The sequence below is a fragment of the candidate division KSB1 bacterium genome (assembly GCA_034521575.1).
In the GTDB taxonomy this organism is placed as follows: domain Bacteria; phylum Zhuqueibacterota; class Zhuqueibacteria; order Residuimicrobiales; family Krinioviventaceae; genus JAXHMJ01.
Genome location: JAXHMJ010000002.1, coordinates 750,622 through 768,801, shown reverse-complemented (window position 1 = coordinate 768,801; position 18,180 = coordinate 750,622). Strand labels below are relative to the sequence as shown.

21 protein-coding genes, 5 tRNA genes and 1 pseudogene are annotated in these 18,180 nt (G+C 44.1%); all 27 read left to right on the top strand.

What is annotated here, in order from left to right; translation table 11 throughout:
• Positions 1-4 precede the first annotated feature (4 nt).
• The 27 genes and pseudogenes from xerD (at position 5) to U5R06_06240 (ending at position 18,177) form a co-directional block, all read left to right on the top strand.
• Positions 5-964 (top strand): site-specific tyrosine recombinase XerD, encoded by a 960-nt coding sequence (xerD, locus tag U5R06_06370; GenBank protein MDZ7722440.1) that lies wholly within the window; start codon positions 5-7, stop codon positions 962-964.
• Positions 939-1,688, top strand: a complete 750-nt coding sequence (locus tag U5R06_06365) for a biotin--[acetyl-CoA-carboxylase] ligase (protein MDZ7722439.1) — start codon at positions 939-941, stop codon at positions 1,686-1,688. Before xerD ends, U5R06_06365 begins: the two co-directional genes overlap by 26 nt.
• Positions 1,672-1,965, top strand: coding sequence for a type III pantothenate kinase (locus tag U5R06_06360; GenBank protein MDZ7722438.1), 294 nt, complete (start codon positions 1,672-1,674; stop codon positions 1,963-1,965). The genes U5R06_06365 and U5R06_06360 overlap by 17 nt, the downstream gene beginning before the upstream one ends.
• A complete protein-coding gene (locus U5R06_06355) occupies positions 1,911-2,441 on the top strand; it encodes a type III pantothenate kinase (GenBank protein ID MDZ7722437.1) in 531 nt (176 codons plus the stop codon). Before U5R06_06360 ends, U5R06_06355 begins: the two co-directional genes overlap by 55 nt.
• Positions 2,438-3,106, top strand: coding sequence for a methyltransferase domain-containing protein (locus U5R06_06350; GenBank protein MDZ7722436.1), 669 nt, complete (start codon positions 2,438-2,440; stop codon positions 3,104-3,106). Before U5R06_06355 ends, U5R06_06350 begins: the two co-directional genes overlap by 4 nt.
• On the top strand, positions 3,103-3,525 hold the full coding sequence (locus U5R06_06345) for a hypothetical protein (protein MDZ7722435.1): 423 nt from the start codon (positions 3,103-3,105) through the stop codon (positions 3,523-3,525). Before U5R06_06350 ends, U5R06_06345 begins: the two co-directional genes overlap by 4 nt.
• The gene (gene rsgA / locus U5R06_06340) at positions 3,482-4,093 is read left to right on the top strand and encodes a ribosome small subunit-dependent GTPase A (GenBank protein ID MDZ7722434.1); all 612 of its coding nucleotides are present in this window, start codon (positions 3,482-3,484) and stop codon (positions 4,091-4,093) included. Before U5R06_06345 ends, rsgA begins: the two co-directional genes overlap by 44 nt.
• A gap of 111 nt (positions 4,094-4,204) precedes the next feature.
• Positions 4,205-4,276: transfer RNA gene (locus U5R06_06335), tRNA-Gly, on the top strand.
• A gap of 16 nt (positions 4,277-4,292) precedes the next feature.
• A tRNA-Cys gene (locus U5R06_06330) sits at positions 4,293-4,368 on the top strand.
• Positions 4,369-4,381: 13 nt separating this feature from the next.
• Positions 4,382-4,468: transfer RNA gene (locus tag U5R06_06325), tRNA-Leu, on the top strand.
• A 49-nt stretch (positions 4,469-4,517) separates the two neighbouring features.
• Positions 4,518-4,591, top strand: a tRNA-Val gene (locus tag U5R06_06320).
• An 85-nt stretch (positions 4,592-4,676) separates the two neighbouring features.
• On the top strand, positions 4,677-6,587 hold the full coding sequence (thrS, locus tag U5R06_06315; GenBank protein MDZ7722433.1) for a threonine--tRNA ligase: 1,911 nt from the start codon (positions 4,677-4,679) through the stop codon (positions 6,585-6,587).
• Positions 6,588-6,596: 9 nt separating this feature from the next.
• Complete coding sequence (infC, locus tag U5R06_06310; protein MDZ7722432.1) at positions 6,597-7,112, top strand: translation initiation factor IF-3; 516 nt, start codon at positions 6,597-6,599, stop codon at positions 7,110-7,112.
• Between the two features lie 12 nt (positions 7,113-7,124).
• Complete coding sequence (rpmI, locus tag U5R06_06305; GenBank protein MDZ7722431.1) at positions 7,125-7,313, top strand: 50S ribosomal protein L35; 189 nt, start codon at positions 7,125-7,127, stop codon at positions 7,311-7,313.
• A 42-nt stretch (positions 7,314-7,355) separates the two neighbouring features.
• Complete coding sequence (gene rplT, locus U5R06_06300; GenBank protein MDZ7722430.1) at positions 7,356-7,703, top strand: 50S ribosomal protein L20; 348 nt, start codon at positions 7,356-7,358, stop codon at positions 7,701-7,703.
• Between the two features lie 5 nt (positions 7,704-7,708).
• Positions 7,709-8,737 carry a phenylalanine--tRNA ligase subunit alpha gene (locus U5R06_06295; GenBank protein MDZ7722429.1) on the top strand — a complete coding sequence of 343 codons (1,029 nt, stop codon included), beginning with the start codon at positions 7,709-7,711 and terminating at the stop codon, positions 8,735-8,737.
• A gap of 10 nt (positions 8,738-8,747) precedes the next feature.
• Positions 8,748-11,141: a phenylalanine--tRNA ligase subunit beta gene (gene pheT, locus U5R06_06290; protein MDZ7722428.1), complete on the top strand. Its 2,394-nt coding sequence runs from the start codon at positions 8,748-8,750 to the stop codon at positions 11,139-11,141.
• Positions 11,142-11,155: 14 nt separating this feature from the next.
• Positions 11,156-11,425 (top strand): hypothetical protein, encoded by a 270-nt coding sequence (locus U5R06_06285; protein MDZ7722427.1) that lies wholly within the window; start codon positions 11,156-11,158, stop codon positions 11,423-11,425.
• A 58-nt stretch (positions 11,426-11,483) separates the two neighbouring features.
• The gene (locus U5R06_06280; protein MDZ7722426.1) at positions 11,484-11,804 is read left to right on the top strand and encodes a cell division protein ZapA; all 321 of its coding nucleotides are present in this window, start codon (positions 11,484-11,486) and stop codon (positions 11,802-11,804) included.
• Positions 11,805-11,929: 125 nt separating this feature from the next.
• Positions 11,930-13,489 (top strand): ribonuclease Y, encoded by a 1,560-nt coding sequence (gene rny, locus U5R06_06275; GenBank protein ID MDZ7722425.1) that lies wholly within the window; start codon positions 11,930-11,932, stop codon positions 13,487-13,489.
• Positions 13,490-13,501: 12 nt separating this feature from the next.
• Complete coding sequence (locus U5R06_06270; protein ID MDZ7722424.1) at positions 13,502-14,296, top strand: TIGR00282 family metallophosphoesterase; 795 nt, start codon at positions 13,502-13,504, stop codon at positions 14,294-14,296.
• Positions 14,293-15,172: pseudogene (gene folD, locus U5R06_06265) on the top strand (bifunctional methylenetetrahydrofolate dehydrogenase/methenyltetrahydrofolate cyclohydrolase FolD). Before U5R06_06270 ends, folD begins: the two are co-directional and overlap by 4 nt.
• A 5-nt stretch (positions 15,173-15,177) precedes the next feature.
• Positions 15,178-15,251, top strand: a tRNA-Arg gene (locus tag U5R06_06260).
• A gap of 24 nt (positions 15,252-15,275) precedes the next feature.
• Positions 15,276-16,043: an ABC transporter permease gene (locus U5R06_06255; GenBank protein MDZ7722423.1), complete on the top strand. Its 768-nt coding sequence runs from the start codon at positions 15,276-15,278 to the stop codon at positions 16,041-16,043.
• Complete coding sequence (locus U5R06_06250) at positions 16,044-16,784, top strand: ABC transporter ATP-binding protein (GenBank protein MDZ7722422.1); 741 nt, start codon at positions 16,044-16,046, stop codon at positions 16,782-16,784.
• Entirely contained in the window at positions 16,781-17,749 is a 969-nt protein-coding gene (locus U5R06_06245) for an MlaD family protein (GenBank protein MDZ7722421.1), read from the top strand. The genes U5R06_06250 and U5R06_06245 overlap by 4 nt, the downstream gene beginning before the upstream one ends.
• Positions 17,749-18,177: a S4 domain-containing protein gene (locus U5R06_06240; protein MDZ7722420.1), complete on the top strand. Its 429-nt coding sequence runs from the start codon at positions 17,749-17,751 to the stop codon at positions 18,175-18,177. The genes U5R06_06245 and U5R06_06240 overlap by 1 nt, the downstream gene beginning before the upstream one ends.
• The last annotated feature ends 3 nt before the right edge of the window (positions 18,178-18,180 follow it).

The following is an 18,180-nucleotide window of genomic DNA, read 5'->3' as shown; positions in this document are numbered from 1 at the left end:
TGCGATGGAAAGCAAATTATATGATTATCTGAAACAGTTTCTTGACTATCTGCAGATCGAACGCCAGGTCTCTGCAAATACCCTTGACGCCTATCAACGCGATCTTGTCCGTTATATTGACATTCTCACCCGTCAATCTGTAATTACACCCCAATCTATTCAATTACAGCATGTTAATGATTATTTAAATATCTTGATGGATTTAAATCTCGGCCAATCCACAATTTCAAGAAACCTTTCGGCCGTACGCGCGTTTCATCATTTTTTAATAGCTGAAAATCTGACGGATACCGATCCGACTGAAGATGTGGTGGTTTCCAAGCCCTGGATGAAACTTCCAGAAGTCTTGAATATTCACGAGATAGAGCGGCTGCTTGAACAGCCGGACACCGGGACGGAAACCGGGCTTCGTGACCGGGCTATACTCGAATTCCTTTATGCGACCGGCGTGCGGGTGTCCGAATGTGTGCATCTTAAAATACCACATGTTTTTTGGCAGGATGAGTTTGTTCTGATATACGGAAAAGGTCAAAAAGAGCGGCTTGTGCCCATTTCAAACACTTCTTTGGCGTGGCTGCGTGATTATATAAACGGTCCGCGTATTGTCAAATCCAATTTGGGACTGGCCCATGAAGTTGTTTTTTTGAACCGATTCGGCAAAAAAATATCCCGTCAGAGTATATGGAAACTGATTAAAAAGTATACGCAGCAGGCGAATATTGACAAATTTACCAGCCCGCACACCATTCGTCATTCATTTGCCACACATCTGGTGGAAAACGGAGCCGATTTGAGGGCGGTGCAGGAGATGCTGGGACATGCTGATATCACAACCACTCAGATCTATACGCATCTGGACAGCAAGCGTTTGAAAACTATTCATCATCAGTTTCACCCGCTTGAAACGGGCGCATTATGGAAAAAAAACAGCAAACGTGATGAAAACAAATATTATTCATCTTGAAACAACTGATTCGACCAATGAATATCTGAAACGACATCAGAATTCATTGGCGAGCGGCACCTTGGTCTGTGCCGAACAGCAATCCCGGGGAAAAGGACGCCGTGGGCATGAATGGGCTTCAATGCGCGGTAAAAGTCTGTTGTTCTCTATGCTTATCAAACCGCACATAACTTTTCAGCCGGCGACTAATTTATCTATATGCCCGGCTATTGCACTTATCAGAGCCCTGGCTCAGCTAAATATTAAGGCTGCTGTCAAATGGCCGAATGATATTGTGATGAATAATCGCAAAATCGCGGGCATTCTGGTCGAGAGCAGCTGGCAGTCTGATACCATAAAGACTGTTGTAATCGGAGTGGGGATAAATGTTTCCCAAGACCAAAATGATTTTAGCGGTCTGTCGGAAGCCGGTTCCATATTAACACAAACCGGCAGATATATCGATCGTGATGAATTGTTTGAATCGATTTGTGCCGAGTTTTACCGGTTTTCGAGCTATTTCGAGATGCGGAAACCGTTTCACGAGCTGATACAGGAGTGGTTGTCCTATTGTGATCACATTGACAGTCCGATTCATTTAATGGATGGCTCGGGCAAACGCGGCGGGATTTTCAGGAGCATTAATGAACAGGGGGAGGCGATTGTCGAGACTCCTGATAAGCAGCATCACATCTTTGAGAATTCAAAATATAAAATGAGGAAAACCAATGCTGTTGACGATTGATATCGGCAATACACAGGTTGTAGCCGGACTATGGGAGAACAAGAAACTCGTGCTGCACTGGCGGCTTTCAAGTACCATTGAACGAACCGAGGATGAAACCTGGGTGCTGATGCAGGCGATCTGCCGAACCCGCGGATTCGAACTGGAAAAGACCACTGGTGTGATCATATCCTCTGTGGTGCCGAACCGGACGTTTGATTCTGGAAAAATGGCGGAAAATATTTGTCGTGTCCGTACACCCTGGTGGAATCCGACCTGGATATGGGTATTGAAATAGACTATAATTCTCCCAAAGATGTCGGCAGTGACAGGATATGCAATGCGGTTGCCGGGTATACCCTTTATGACCCGCCTCTGCTCATTGTTGATTTCGGCACCGCCACGTCATTCGATGTGATTTCGCGTCAGGGACATTACCGCGGCGGTGTTATTGCGCCCGGTATCGAGATGTCTTCGCAGCTTTTGCATCAGCGAGCCGCCCGGCTTCCGAGCATCTCCCTGGAATTCCCCGATACGGTTGTCGGCAATACGACCGTTAAAAGTATGCAGTCCGGTCTGATGTGGGGAACGGTAGAGATGATTAACGGCATAACGCGAAGAATTGACAAAGAGCTGGGAGAAACAACAACCAAAATTGCAACAGGCGGACTGGCGCCTGTGGTAGTGAATGAGCTGGATGTAAATTATAAACTGGAATCCCACCTGACATTAAAGGGATTGTACTATATTTATCAAAATCTCAATGGAAAATGAACCGGAATAGCCGTAGAATACAATCAAATCAGCAATTTCGTCATGAAAAGCTGTATGATACTTTGGACCGGACGCGCCAAACTACTTACCGTAAACCGGTTCCGGATCATACCCGAAACGCCTTTGAGTGGATCAATTCCAAAATCAGTAACTTTGACGGCGATGTTATACTGGATTCCGGATGCGGTACAGGGGAAAGCGTACGGGTTTTGTCTAGACTGCACCCGGATGCATTGATTATTGGCATAGATAAATCTTTAACCCGGATTAAAAAGGCGCGGAAACATCCGGACAGCGGTAATACAAGATTCATTCAGGCTGAATATTTCGATTTCTGGCGTTTGGCTGTACAGAATGAGTGGACAATCAAAAAACATTATATTTTATACCCCAATCCATGGCCTAAAAAACAGCATTTGCGGCGTAGAATCCACGGTCACCCGGCGTTCGGCTGTCTGATGCACCTTGGAAACGAAATAGAACTTCGCAGCAATTGGTCGGTTTACGTCCAAGAGTTTTCAATCGCTGTTCACTATATCACCGGCAAAAAGGCGGTTTGGACTCAATTCGAACCGGAAACTCCCCTTACCTTGTTTGAACAAAAATACATGCAGAGTGGACATGCCTTGTTTAGATGTACTTTTCATCCCGGTGAAGACCAATGACAAGCCTTGAACGTGCAGGATGGGATGAATTTATCGGCAAACACGCGCCTGACCTGGCAAAAAACCGCCATGTGGGGCGTATTTGTCTGCAGCAAAAGAATAAATACAGAATCTTGGGGATCGAGGGCGAAATTCCGGCGGTCATATCCGGTCGTTTGTACCACAAAGCAGCAGACCCGTCACAACTTCCGGTGATCGGAGATTGGGTGGTCTATAAAAAAACAGACGCACACGCAAGAATTGAATCTGTTTTACCCAGAAAGACCGAACTCAAACGCGATACAGCGACGCGAAAGGGACGTCAGCGTTCATCGATACAGGTTATAATTGCCAATGTGGATATTATATTTTTGGTGATCGGCCTCGATACACGCTGTGAATCTCAGGCGCATCGAACGCTATCTGACAATTATTGGTGAGAGTGGCGCAGATCCGGTCATCGTTCTCAACAAGTCGGATCTTTGTGAGGATATTCAAACTCAGGTGGAACGCGTTCGCAGCATCGCCCCAACTATCCCTGTACACGTCACCCGGGCGCGTGAGCAGGAGGGACTTGATGCCTTGAACCAATATGGCGCGCAAGGATCGACTCTGGCCTTTATCGGCTCTTCCGGCGTGGGCAAGTCGACGCTCCTGAATGCTTTGTTCGGAGAGAATAAAATGCAAGTCGCTGACCCGCAAGCGGATACCGGACGCGGGATGCACACCACCACGCATCGACAGTTATTTATTTTGCAGGATGGCAGGATCGTCATTGACAATCCGGGTATGCGGGCCATACACTTGTATGATAGCGAGGACGGTCTGGAGCGGGCGTTCCAGGATATTCGGGACCTGGCCCGGCATTGCCGCTTCAGAAACTGCAGGCATCGGCAAGAACCGGATTGTGCGGTCAAACAATCCGTGGAAAACGGAACTCTGGATCAGAATCGCTACGAAAGTTATTTAAAGTTGAAACAGGAACTGTCGAGTCGGGAACCATATTAAATAAAACAGCCCGAATTCAAAAAAGCCGGTAGAAAAAGACCATTTTTTTATGATTTATGGAGAAAATATCTTGCATGATAATGACAAAAGTACTATATTATAAAACTTTAAGCGGGAGTAGTTCAGTGGTAGAACACAACCTTGCCAAGGTTGGGGTCGCGAGTTCGAATCTCGTCTCCCGCTCAATCACTGAATATAGGGCGGCGTAGCCAAGTGGCTAAGGCGGAGGTCTGCAAAACCTCTATTCATCGGTTCGACTCCGATCGCCGCCTCCACAAGCTGAGCTTGGCCGGGGTGGCGAAATTGGTAGACGCAAGGGACTTAAAATCCCTCGGGCTTTTCAAGTCCGTGCCGGTTCGATTCCGGCCCTCGGCACAGTAAAGACAGCGTAACCTGATGGTGCGCTTTTTTTTATAAAGGAACAGGGCGGTTAGCTCAGTTGGTTAGAGTGCTTGCTTGACATGCAAGAGGTCACTGGTTCAAATCCAGTACCGCCCACATTTTCAGGGTTAAAATGAGCCGCCTTTTATGTAATAAACAGGCGGTTTTCTTTTTATAGCCATTTATGAATTGGAGGTTTCGATTGCCGAATATTACTTTTCCAGACGGAAAGACAAAATCATATAATATGGGAACCACTGCCCGGGATATTTTGCTTGAAATCGGGGGACGATTAAAAAAGGAAGCGCTCGCGGCAAAATTGAACGACAAGGCCATTGATCTGGATCATACGATTCAGGAAGACGGTAAAATTGTTTTTCTCACCTTCAATACGGCTGAGGGACAAGATATTTTCTGGCACAGCTCGGCTCATGTGATGGCCCATGCAATTAAAGAAATATACCCGGAAGCCCAATTTGCATTTGGTCCTCCTGTGGAAAACGGATTCTATTACGACGTCGACCTTGATAAAAACCTGACTCCGGATGATCTTGAAAAAATTTCTGATAAAATGCAAGAGATCGTAAAGTGCGATGAGCCCTTTGAACGAAAAAACATGAGTCGTGATGAAGCTCTTGATCTGTTTAAAGAGTTGAACGAAACCTACAAAGTTGAACAAATCGAGCGTTTGGGCGAATCTCCCAGCGTTTATCAGGAGGGAAGTTTTGTTGATTTGTGCCGCGGCCCGCATGTTCCGTCTTCAGGATATATACGTTACTTTAAATTGCTCAGCGTCGCAGGCGCCTACTGGCTGGGTGATGAAAAAAATCCCATGCTGCAGCGGGTTTACGGCGTATCCTTTCCGAAAAAGTCAATGCTTGAGGATTATCTGAACCGTCTTGAAGAAGCCAGGCGCCGGGACCACCGTAAGCTTGGAAAAGAACTTGACCTGTTCAGCATTAACGACCAAATCGGACCCGGTCTCGTTTTGTGGCATCCCAACGGTGCGTTTATACGATATAAGATTGAAGAATTTTGGCGCCAGAGACATCTGCAGGCCGAATACGAATTTGTTATCTCTCCGCACATTGCGCGTGCAGATTTGTGGAGCACCAGCGGACATTTGGACTTTTTCAGCGAAAATATGTATTCTCCCATGCAGGTCGATGAACAGGATTATTTGGTCAAGCCCATGAATTGTCCGTTTCATTTGCTGATTTATAAAAGCCAGATGCGGAGTTATCGTGATCTGCCGATCCGCTGGGCGGAACTGGGAACAGTATACCGCTATGAACGATCCGGCGTTCTGCACGGTTTGCTCCGGGTACGCGGATTTACACAGGATGACGCACACATTATCTGCCGTCCTGACCAGTTAAATGAAGAGGTTTTCAAGATACTTAAATTTTCAACTGATATGCTTAAAGCATTTGGTTTTAATGATCTGGATGTGTATCTTTCTACTAAACCGGAGCAATTTGTAGGAACAGAGGACAATTGGGACAAGGCGACACAGGCGCTCAAAGAGGGACTGGAAAAAGCAGGTGTGGACTATCAAGTCGATCCCGGAGAAGGTGTGTTTTACGGGCCCAAGATTGATATAAAGATCCGGGATTCAATCGGCCGGTCCTGGCAATGTTCCACGATTCAGGTTGACTTTAATGAGCCGGAGCGGTTTGATATTTCTTTTATCGGCGATGACGGTGAAAAACAGCGCCCGATTATGATTCATCGCGCGCTTTTAGGAAGTTTGGAACGATTTTTCGGAGTTCTCATTGAACATTATGCGGGTGCATTTCCTTTATGGCTGGCACCTGTTCAGGTAAACGTAATTCCGATTACAGATAAACAACACGAGTACGCAGAAAAAGTATATAAACAGCTAAAAAAGCAAGGTATTCGCGTCAGGCTGGATGATCGTAACGAGAAGGTTGGTTACAAAATAAGGGAAGGAGAAACGACAAAAATCCCTTATATGCTGATTGTAGGCGATAAAGAAATCAAAGACGAAACGGTCTCTGTTCGCAAACACCATGACGGAGATCAGGGTACAATGGCTTTGGATACTTTTATCGATATGATCCGGGAAAAAGTAAATGAAAAGCAAAATTAAGAGGAGGAGTTGAATATTAAAAAGCAAAAAGTTCGTATTAATGAACACATCAACGCCCCATCTATTCGATTGATCGGAGCCGATGGGAATCAGGTAGGAATTGTGAGTCCGGAAAAAGCAATGGAAGAAGCAAATCAGGTCGGATTGGACTTGGTGGAGATTTCTCCGAATGCCAAGCCGCCCGTCTGCAAGATTATGGACTATGGCAAATACCAGTATGAACTTGCTAAGAAGGAAAAAGAACAGAAAAAGAAACAGCATACGATCGTTACCAAGGAAATTCGGCTGAGACCCAAGATAGAAGAACACGACTTTCAATTCAAAATGCGTCACGCCCGAAAATTTCTCGAAAGCGGGAATCGGGTCAAAGGAACTGTGATGTTCAGAGGTCGTGAAAACGCACACCGCGAGTACGGCGCGCAACTGTTGGATCGGATGAAAGAAGAACTTTCTGATATTGCCAAAATTGAAAAAGATACAAAACTGGAAGGGGCGCAGTTGACCCTGTTCCTGGTTAAAAAATAAAGAGGTCGTGATATGCCAAAAATGAAATCAAGCCGGGCAGCTGCCAAACGCTTTCGACTGACCGGCAGTGGAAAAATACGGCGAAATAAGGCTTATGCAAGTCATATTTTGACGAAAAAATCACAAAAACGCAAAAGAAACTTGAGAAAAACCGGCCTGGTCCACGAGGCGGACGCCAAACGCATTAAACATATGATTTAATGGTCGTCTTGTGCCAGTAAACACTTAGCAAATGGAGGAGTTATGCCAAGATCACATTCGTCAGCCCCCACACGCCGGCGAAGGAATAAATATCTGAAAGAAGCGCGTGGATATTATGGCGGAAAGCATAGACTGTTCAAAAGCGCCAAAGAACAGGTTGAAAAAGGCCTGCAATACTCTTATCGTGACCGTAAGGTCAGAAAACGTGAAATGCGCAAATTGTGGATTATGAGGATCAATGCTGCCTCGCGTATGTTTGATATGACTTATTCCACACTCATGAATGCCTTGAAGATAAAAGATGTTCAAATCAATCGGAAAATGCTTGCGGATCTGGCGGTTCATGATCTGAAAGCTTTTGAACAAATTGTCAAAACAGTAAAAGCGTAAATCGAATGTCAGAACTCTTTGATCAACTACTTGATGATATAAAATCAATTCGAGAAATGTTTAATTCTGAACTTGCTCAGGTTCAAAATCCCGACGAACTTGAGCAAGTTCGGATACAATACCTTTCCAGAAAAGGCAGAGTACAGGCGCTCTTTGGCAACATAGGCAAAGTTGATGCTGATGAACGCCCGCAAGTCGGTGCGGAACTGAACAAGCTGCGTGGTGAACTCGAATCTCTGTTTGATGACAAGAAACAATCTCTTGAAACTCAGTCTGTTTCTATTCAGGATTTTGATCCGACCCTTCCGGGCCGCAAACCTCCGGTGGGTACCGAACATCCGCTGATGCTGGTCTTGTCCGAGATCAAATCAATCTTTAAATCGATTGGATTTCGGGTTGAAGTGGGCAATGAAATAGAGACCGATTATTATAATTTTGAAGCTCTCAACATTCCCCCCTATCATCCGTCCCGGGATATGCATGATACGTTTTATCTGGGGAACGAGGTTTTATTAAGAACACATACATCCCCTGTGCAGATCCATACGATGGAGGAACAGAAACCGCCGATTCGTATGATTGCCCCCGGACGCTGCTTTCGAAAAGACACACCGGACGCCACGCATTCACCGATTTTTTATCAGGTGGAGGGGTTGTGTGTGGACAAGGGCGTTTCTTTTGCTGATCTCCGAGGCGTGGTGCAGGCATTTGCTCATAAATTACTGGGCAGCAATGTCAAAGTACGGTTCCGTCCAAGCTATTTTCCGTTTACCGAACCCAGTGCGGAATATGATTTTTCATGCATCTTTTGCAATGGCAAGGGCTGCAGGTTTTGTAAGCAAACCGGCTGGCTCGAAATTTCCGGCGCCGGTATGGTGGATCCAAATGTTTTCCGGTTTGTTGATTATGATCCGGACGTGTATTCCGGATATGCATTTGGAATGGGTGTTGAACGAATTGCATTGCTATTGTATGGCATTCCTGATATCCGTATATTTTTTGAAAACGATAAACGATTTCTAACACAATTTTAAAAAGACTACCGTGAAAGTTACCCAGAACTGGCTAAAACAATACGTCGATTTTGACTGGTCCCCGCAGGAACTTGCTGAAAGGCTTACCATGTTGGGACTTGAAGTTGAAGAGATTATTCCTGCTCAAAGACCATTTACAAACGTAATCACAGGCAAGGTTGAATCTGTTGAATCGCATCCTGATGCTGACAAATTGAGCGTGTGTCAGGTAACAGATGGAAAGCAAACCTTCACCGTGGTATGCGGCGCTCCCAATGTCCGGCCTGAAAAAATATATCCGTTTGCACAGGTTGGTGCAGAGATACAGGGATATTCAATTGATGCGCGCAAGATACGCGGAGTGCAAAGTAAAGGTATGCTCTGCTCTGAATCCGAATTGGGATTGTCCGAACGCAGCGCCGGATTGATGGAACTGCCGGATAATACTCAAATCGGTATCAATCTGAACGATTTTCTAGGCCCCAAAGATACCGTGTTTGATATTTCCATTACGCCCAATCGTCCTGACTGTCTGAGTGTAATCGGCATTGCCCGGGAAATCGCAGGTATTACCGGAAACCCGCTGCGGCCTCCGAAAGTTGATACCGGAACCGATGACAGCACAAATACTCGCGAAAACATATCCGTCGAGATACAGGCCCCGAAACGATGCTATCGATATTCAGGTCAGTATATCCATAATGTAATCATTAAAGAATCACCTTTTTGGCTGGCGGAACGGCTGCATCATGTGGGTATACGTTCGATCAATAATGTTGTGGATATAACCAACTATGTGATGATGGAGACGGGGCAGCCTCTGCATGCATTTGACTATGATCTGCTGGAAGGTCGGAAAATTATCGTGAAAGAAGCAGAGCCTGGACAAAAGTTTACCACACTGGATGAACAGGAACATACCCTGGATGATCAGGCCTTGATGATATGCGATGCCGAACGTCCGGTGGCGCTGGCTGGAATAATGGGCGGAATGAATTCTGAAGTCTGCCCTGAAACCCATACTGTATTTCTCGAAAGCGCTTTTTTTGAACCACAGGGTATTCGACGAACATCCGGTAAATATGATTTGCTGACAGAATCTTCAAGGCGTTTTGAACGCGGTGTTGATCCGAATGGCACCAACTATGCCATGCAACGCGCAGCAAACCTGTTCGCAGAATTGGCGGACGCAAAAGTGAGTTCAACTTTTATAGATGAGGTTGCCCAGACGGTTGAACCTGAAACATTGACTTGTCCGGTCAAGCGCGTGAATTCCTGGCTGGGCACAAACCTGTCTCAAAGACAAATTTCCGACATCTTGAAAACCATTGATTTAAAATGCGAACCGGATGGGAACAACGCCTTAAATGTAACCATCCCGACGTTTCGGTTCGATCTGGATCGTCCTGTGGACCTGATTGAAGAAGTGGCCCGTTGTTATGGATACAACAACATCGAACCCGTGATGACTCCGAAAATCAATCAGGAGCAACAAAAAAATGAGTTTGATGAATTTCAAGCGCATGCACGTCAAGCATTAACCGGAATGGGATTCAATGAAACTATCTCTTATAGTCTGGTCCGGGATAAACATGCCCGAATGTTTCTGCCCTCAGAAGCGAATCCGGTTGCTTTGCTGAATCCCATTAGTGAGGATCTTGCGGTGTTCAGACCAAACCTGTTGCTGTCATTGCTGAGCAATGTGGCCTATAACCGCAACCGGCAAATTCAGGATCTACGTCTCTACGAAGCCGGACATGTAGCCTTGAAACCGCATAATGGCTCTTACTCGGAAAGCAATCAAATCGCCGGTGTTCTGGCTGGAAACCGTATTGAACAATCATGGTGCGAGAAATCAGTCCCGTTCGATTTTTATGATATTAAAGGAGTCGTTGAGGTCTTTTTACAGCGCATTGATGTTTATGAATATGCCCTTGATATTGCCAAAGAACCGTTTTGGGATTCAGAAGCGGTGTCGGTTTCAATTAATGGCGTATATGTCGGCTCTTTGGGCAAAATAAATAAAGAACCATGTGCAGCGTTCAAAATTCGCTCCCAGGATATTTACGCATTCTGGTTTGATTTTGATATATTGTACCAAAACCATCAGGTGCGTAAGCAATACACACAGGTACCCAAATATCCGTCAGTACCATTTGATCTTGCCTTATTGATTGATGCTGATATTCCAATCGGTGAGATCGAAAAAAACATCTGGAAGTCGGGCGGACCGCATCTGGTCAATGTCCAGCTGTTCGATTTTTACAAAGGCGAACAAATTAATAAAGACAAGAAAAGCGTCGCTTTTTCATTGACTTTTTCATCCAAAGAACGTACGTTAAAGGACAATGAAGTAGATAAAATTGTAAAGAATATTCTGGCGCATCTTAAAAACGAACATAGTGCTGAACTTCGACCGGGTTAATACGGATTGATTTCATGAACGCAAGTGATATGATAGACGTTCTTGAACGTCGAATTGACAGAGCGATTAAAAAGCTGTTGGAACAAAAACATACAATAAAGCAGTTAAAAGAAGAAAAAGCAGAGATTGAACGTCGTCTTTACGACAAAAACAGACAAATTGCTCTTTTAAAACAAGAGCTGAGTCGTCCAAAGTCGGATCCAGATAGTCAGAACAAGCAGGAACTGTTACGTGATAAAATTAAAGAGATGATTGATAGAATCGATCATGTCGATTCTTCGTAATTGATAATAAGCCTATCTTGTCAATCACGGTCTGACCATTTATTGATGTCAAGCTTTAATGAACGATAATAAAAAAAGTCTCAAAGTAACTATTTATGGAACGGAATACGCTCTCGTTTCAGAATCTGATCCGAATCGAGTCGAACAGATTGCAAAATATGTTGATAACAAGATGCGTGAAATACAGAAAGCAAGTCCGAACCGGACCATACATCAAATTGCTATCCTGGCCGCATTGAATATTGCAGATGAATTATTCCATCTGGGACAAAGTCAAAAACGTTCAGTTATAGACAAAGAATTTGAGACTCGACTAAAAAGAATGAATAAAAAGTTAAAGCTTGGTATCGATAAAATATCAGATGAATATGAGAGTTGAATTATAATATCTTGTGTTCAGTTCAAATGACCCAGATTGATCCGGTTGACAAGATTGGATAGATTGCGATAGAAAGGATGTCAACAAGTAGACACTCTGGGTTTTTTAATACAAGTGGAGCATAAATGGATTTATTATATATAGTTATAATATTTGCTGCTTCCCTGATCGGTCTCTTTCTGGGATGGTTTATAGCAAAACACGTCGGACATAACAAGCTGGCGAATGCTGAAAAGCAAGCTCGACAGGTTCTTGATGAAGCAGAAAAAGAAGCCCGTCATACCAAGCGTGAAAAAATATTAGAAGCCAAAGATGAGATATTTCAGCTCAAGCAAAAATTTGAAAATGAAAATAAACAGCGGCGTGATGAGCTTCAGCGTGTTGAGAATAAAGTTATTTCAAAAGAGCGTAATCTTGAAAAACAGCTGGATGTTCTGAAAAAGAAAGAAGAAGATTTGCAGCGACGCGATCAAAAGCTCAACAGCAAAGAAGGTCGTGTTGATAAACTGCAAAAAGAACTTGAGCATTTGATTGAACGTCAGAATGAACAGCTGGAACAGATCAGTGGGATTTCAAATGAGGAAGCCAAACGTATTCAGATGAATAATCTGCTTGAAAAGGCCAAGCAGGAAACCGCAAGGGAAATTAAATCAATTAAAGATCTGGCCCGGCAAACCGCCAATCGGGAAGCACGGGAAATTATCATACAGGCTATTCAGCGTACCGCTGCCGACCATTCCACAGAAACCACCGTTTCTGTGGTGAATCTTCCCAATGATGAAATGAAGGGCCGGATTATTGGCCGGGAGGGACGGAATATCCGCTCCTTTGAAACCGCCACCGGTGTTGAAGTGATTGTTGATGATACACCTGAAGCGGTTGTTCTATCAGGATTCGACCCATTCCGACGTGAAGTCGCAAAGATAGCTCTCGAAAAACTGGTGTCTGACGGCAGAATTCACCCGTCCCGTATCGAAGAGGTCGTGAATCGTACCACTGAGGAGATGGAAGAAAATCTCGTCGATTTGGGCGAAAAAGCTTTGTTTGAAACCGGCGTTTCTGATGTACATATTGAGCTTAAAAAATATCTCGGCAAGTTAAAATATCGGACCAGTTACGGACAGAATGTTTATCAGCATGCCATCGAAGTTTCTTACCTTTCCGGACTTATGGCTTCTCAACTTGGACTTGACGGAGGACTGGCAAAACGTGCCGGACTTTTACATGATATCGGTAAAGCTATTGACCGTTATACTGAGGGCACACACTCTGAAATCGGTGGTGAAATTGCCAAAAAATATGGTGAAAATGAAATTGTTGTAAATTCAATCCTTGCGCATCATGAAGATGTAGAGGCTACACACCCGATTTCTGTTTTGGTCAAAGCAGCAGATGCCGTCAGCGGTTCTCGTCCGGGCGCAAGACGAGAAACACTGGAAACCTATATTAAACGTCTCGAATCTCTGGAAACGCTTGCGAAATCTTTTAGTGGTGTCGGTAATGCTTATGCGATCCAGGCTGGCCGAGAAATACGCGTTATTGTAGAACACGAAAAGATGGATGATGCCGAGTGTGGACAATTGAGTACGGACATTGCCGATAAGATTCAATCCGAAATGGAATATCCCGGACAAATCAAAGTCACCGTGATTCGAGAGTATCGTGCAATAGAATATGCAAAGTGATCTGGTGTTTCTGTGGATAAAGATTTTTATAATGTTCTTTTTATAGCAGATATCGTCGGGAAACCCGGCATGAAGGTTTTTGAGGCCTATGCGGATCATCTTGTAAATTCTTATCTACCGGATATCATCATTGCAAATGGTGAAAATGTCGCTAATGGTAAAGGATTAACTGAACCCCTGGCTCGTCGCATGCATAATCGCGGTGTTCATGTGATCACCAGCGGCAATCATATCTGGAATAAGCGCGATTTTCGAGACTATATGGACGATACGGACACAATATTACGTCCTGCCAATTATCCGGCAGAGACACCCGGGATGGGTTCTATGATTTTTAACTCGAACGCCGGGAAGATCGGTGTCCTGAATTTGCAGGGCAGAACCTTTATGTATCCAATCGACTGCCCGTTTAAACGCAGCCTTGAAGAAGTGCAAAAGCTTCGTAAAGAAACGGATATTATTATTGTCGATTTTCACGCTGAAGCCTCGGCAGAAAAAATAGCACTGGCTTATTATCTGGATGGTAAAGTCAGCGCTGTCATCGGAACGCATACGCATGTCCAGACAGCCGATGAACAGATTTTACCGAAAGGATGCGCGTTTATCACTGATGCCGGCATGACCGGAGCGACAGAGTCTGTTATTGGCATGGAAATCAATACCGCAATTGAACGTTTTATCAAAGGCATCCCCGGACGATTTGTTCTGGCGCAGAACAAACTGCGTATAAATGGTGTTCATATAAAAATTGACAAAAATGGAACAGCAAAAGCAATTGAACGTATAAAACACCCAAAAGGATCATGAGTATAATCATTGATGGAAAAGCCACAGCTCTGAAAATCCAGTACGAATTGAGTGATAAAGTCAAGGATCTGAAGAAAAATAATTGTCATCCCAAACTCGTCGTGATCCTGGTGGGTGATGATTCAGCTTCAAAAGTATATGTGGGCCATAAAGAAAAGGCCTGTGATCAAGTTGGTATAGCCTCGGAGACCATCCTCATGCCATCGGATACTTCTGAGGACACATTACTCGAAACACTGGATGAACTCAACAAGGATAAAACGGTACACGGAATTTTGGTTCAATTGCCGTTGCCGGAACAAATGTCAGAGAATAAAGTTATAGAATTTATTGCTCCTGAAAAGGATGTGGACGGGTTTCATCCTGTCAACCGTGGTAAACTGGTTTCAGGTGAAGATGCATTTCTACCCTGCACACCTGCCGGTATACAATATTTATTGAAAGAGTATGACATTGATCCAGCCGGTAAACATATGGTGATTGTAGGGCGCAGCAATATTGTGGGCAAACCCCTTGCAATCATGATGATGCAAAAGAAAGAATGGGCAAATTCGACGGTTACCGTATGTCATACCGGGTCCGGAAACTTGCAACCTTTTACATCCCTGGCTGATATCCTGATATCAGCTGTTGGCAGTACCCGGCACCATCACTGCAGACATGGTCAAAGAGGGCGCAGTGGTTATTGATGTCGGCACCAATCGGGTGGAAGACGCCACGCGTCAGCGCGGTTTCCGCTTGGTCGGAGATGTAGATTTCGAAGCTGTAAAGTCCAAAGCCAGTGCGATAACTCCTGTTCCGGGAGGAGTCGGTCCTATGACAATCGCGATGTTGTTGAAAAATACGGTAGAATCCGCCATTAAACATTGTCAATAATTCATGCGCCCGTAGCTCAACTGGATAGAGCGTTGGCCTCCGGAGCCAAAGGTTTCGGGTTCGAATCCCGGCGGGCGTACTTAATAATTGCCTGGCATTGCCATTGAAACAAAGTGTCGCTAAATTTTCAGATTTTCTTGTAGAAATGCACGACATGGCTGAAATGCTCGGTCGATCCATCCTGTATATTTTCCTTCCTCCTTTTTACTTTCGTGATATCATTAATCAAATGTATTTAATCGGTGTCAAAAGTCTTGTTATCGTCCTCATGACATCATCCTTTAGCGGGCTGGTGTTATCCTTGCAATTCGGACATGAAATGGCTATTTTTGGGGCCAAGATGTATACCGGTTCAGTCCTGAGTGTGACCATTGTCCGAGAGCTGGGTCCCGTTTTGATTTCTCTTGTTATAGCAGGTCGTGTAGGCGCTGGTATTACCGCCGAATTGGGTTCAATGGCTGTCACCGAACAAATCGATGCCATGCGCGCACTCGGAATTAATCCCTATAAAAAACTGGCAAAACCAAGATTCCTGGCGCTGCTGATTATGCTTCCCATTCTTGTGGCTATCGGGGATATGAGTGCGATCCTGGGAGGATGGCTGATTTCAGTAACTGAATTGAATATTAGTTCAAGTTTCTTTTGGTCTTTGTCCACACAATATTTATATTTGTCTGATATTTTCGCAGGTATGATAAAGCCGGTTATCTTTGCGATAGCTATAGCAACGGTGAGTTGTTATCTTGGTTTTTCGGTCAGAGGTGGAACAAAAGGAGTAGGTGAGGCCACAACAAAATCCGTTGTGCTATCTTCAATTTTAATTTTTATTCTGGATTTTCTGATCACTAAAATAACCTTGGCCGCTGTTTAAATGGGTAATGAGTATAAAATTGTTTTTGATAATGTGTATAAATCCTTTGGTGCGAATCAAGTCCTGCGTGGTTTTTCGTTATCCATTCAAAAAGGTGAAACTCTGGTTATTTTGGGAAGAAGCGGCTGTGGTAAAAGTGTATCCCTAAAAATTCTGCTGGGTTTGCTTCATCCGGATTCCGGCCACGTGTACATTGATGATATCCAAATCACGGCACTGGCTGAGAAAGAAATGTTTTCGGTCAGACAAAAAACGGGTATTCTGTTTCAGGGATCTGCGCTTTTTGATTCCATGACCGTCGGTGAAAATATCGGCTTTCCGTTGAGTGAGCATACCAAAATGACTGAAGAGGAAATAGAAAAAGCCGTTGAGACTAACCTCGAATTTGTGGACATGGCCGGCACACAGTCTTTAATACCGTCTGAATTATCGGGAGGTATGAAAAAACGGGTTGCACTTGCCCGCGCTATGATTTACCAACCTGAAATTATGCTTTATGACGAACCGACAACCGGGCTGGACCCAATCACTGCAACAACAATTAATGCTCTGATTCGAAAGACTCGTTCAAAATATGGTGTAACATCTATTGTTGTCACACATGAACTTGAAAGCGCCTACAGTGTTGCTGACCGCCTTGCTGTCATTCATGAGGGACGTATCATCGAAATCGGGCCAAAGGATGTAATCATAAACAGCCAAAATGAATTTGTAATGAATTTTCTGGCAGGACCCAAATGAGCAATAGACAAATTGAAATTCGTAAGCATGAAGTACGAGTTGGTCTGACCATGGTCATCGGCATTGCCATTATTGTTTTTGTCATTCTCGCAGTGGGAAATCAGCATGGCATCCTCGGCAACCGATATCATTTGAATATAGAAATGTCACGCGTCAACGGACTTCAGGCCGGCGCTCCTGTGAGATTAAACGGCGTCTATGTGGGAAGTGTTACCGATGTGCATTTTAGCGAGGAACTGACCGATCAAAAGGTTCAGATCAAATTGGAAATTTTTACAAGTGTAAAAGAAAGAATTCGAAAGGATTCCAAAGCTCATATCGGTACATTGGGATTGCTGGGCGACAAGTATGTGGCGATTACGATGGGCACTCCTTCCGAACCTATCCTCAAAGATGGAGATCAATTAAGCGGGGCGGATCCGCTGGATATTGAGGTGTTAATTGATGAAGGAGTTGATATTCTGTCATCCGTTAAAACATCCGTTAATAATTTAAATTACTTGACGGAAAAGCTGAAACGGGGTGAGGGAACCCTAGGATTGCTATTAAACGAGACCAACCTGTATTATACGGTTGACACATTACTCACGGATCTATTATACCTGAGTCAATCACTCAAAGGAAACAATACGACTCTGTCACAGATGCTGAATGATTCAACATTTTATCCGGCATTAAAAAAAATAGTGGTGAATGGACAAGTTCTGACAGACAGTCTGGTGAATGGTGACAGTATGCTGAATCAATTGCTTAATGACCCGGAATTCTACGACAAGTTAACCTGTTCAGTAGACTATATGCACAATATACTGGAAAACATTGATAAAGGAAAAGGCAGTATCGGGCAGGCTGTGCGAAATAAAAAACTCTATGAAAATCTGAATACGACTACCGTGAGTCTGGATAGCCTGCTTAAAGATATTAAGGAAAATCCAAAACGATATATTCATGTTGAGGTGTTTTAATGCGCGTTATTCCTGATGAACAAGGGGAAGAACGTATAGACAAATGGTTAAACTATGTGTGCCTGTTTAAAACACGTGCCAAGGCTTCAAAGGCATGCGAAGGCCGACGGATCAAAGTCAACGGTACTGTGGCAAAACCTTCGAAAACGGTTAGAAAAGGGGACCGGATTACAGTCAAATCCAAAGGCGGTAAATATAATAACTTTATCGTGCAGGCTGTATGTCATCAGAATATTCCTGGAAAAGAAGCAAGCTATTATTATGAACAGGAAAAAGTAGAACTCTCTGATGAAGCAAAAGAATTAATGGAACTGCACAAAGACTCTTTAAAAATTCCCCGGCGGAAATATAAAGGACGACCGACAAAAAAGGAACGTCGGGAAATGGAAAAAATAAGGCGTCAGCTTGGAAATAAACAGGATCACTAAAAG

Coding starts and splice junctions, on each gene's coding strand:
- xerD (MDZ7722440.1), top strand. CDS start 5: ATGGAAAGCAAATTATATGATTATCTGAAACAGTTTCTTGACTATCTG.
- U5R06_06365 (MDZ7722439.1), top strand. CDS start 939: ATGAAAACAAATATTATTCATCTTGAAACAACTGATTCGACCAATGAA.
- U5R06_06360 (MDZ7722438.1), top strand. CDS start 1,672: ATGCTGTTGACGATTGATATCGGCAATACACAGGTTGTAGCCGGACTA.
- U5R06_06350 (MDZ7722436.1), top strand. CDS start 2,438: ATGAACCGGAATAGCCGTAGAATACAATCAAATCAGCAATTTCGTCAT.
- U5R06_06345 (MDZ7722435.1), top strand. CDS start 3,103: ATGACAAGCCTTGAACGTGCAGGATGGGATGAATTTATCGGCAAACAC.
- rpmI (MDZ7722431.1), top strand. CDS start 7,125: ATGCCAAAAATGAAATCAAGCCGGGCAGCTGCCAAACGCTTTCGACTG.
- rplT (MDZ7722430.1), top strand. CDS start 7,356: ATGCCAAGATCACATTCGTCAGCCCCCACACGCCGGCGAAGGAATAAA.
- U5R06_06295 (MDZ7722429.1), top strand. CDS start 7,709: ATGTCAGAACTCTTTGATCAACTACTTGATGATATAAAATCAATTCGA.
- U5R06_06285 (MDZ7722427.1), top strand. CDS start 11,156: ATGAACGCAAGTGATATGATAGACGTTCTTGAACGTCGAATTGACAGA.
- U5R06_06280 (MDZ7722426.1), top strand. CDS start 11,484: ATGAACGATAATAAAAAAAGTCTCAAAGTAACTATTTATGGAACGGAA.
- rny (MDZ7722425.1), top strand. CDS start 11,930: ATGGATTTATTATATATAGTTATAATATTTGCTGCTTCCCTGATCGGT.
- U5R06_06250 (MDZ7722422.1), top strand. CDS start 16,044: ATGGGTAATGAGTATAAAATTGTTTTTGATAATGTGTATAAATCCTTT.
- U5R06_06245 (MDZ7722421.1), top strand. CDS start 16,781: ATGAGCAATAGACAAATTGAAATTCGTAAGCATGAAGTACGAGTTGGT.
- U5R06_06240 (MDZ7722420.1), top strand. CDS start 17,749: ATGCGCGTTATTCCTGATGAACAAGGGGAAGAACGTATAGACAAATGG.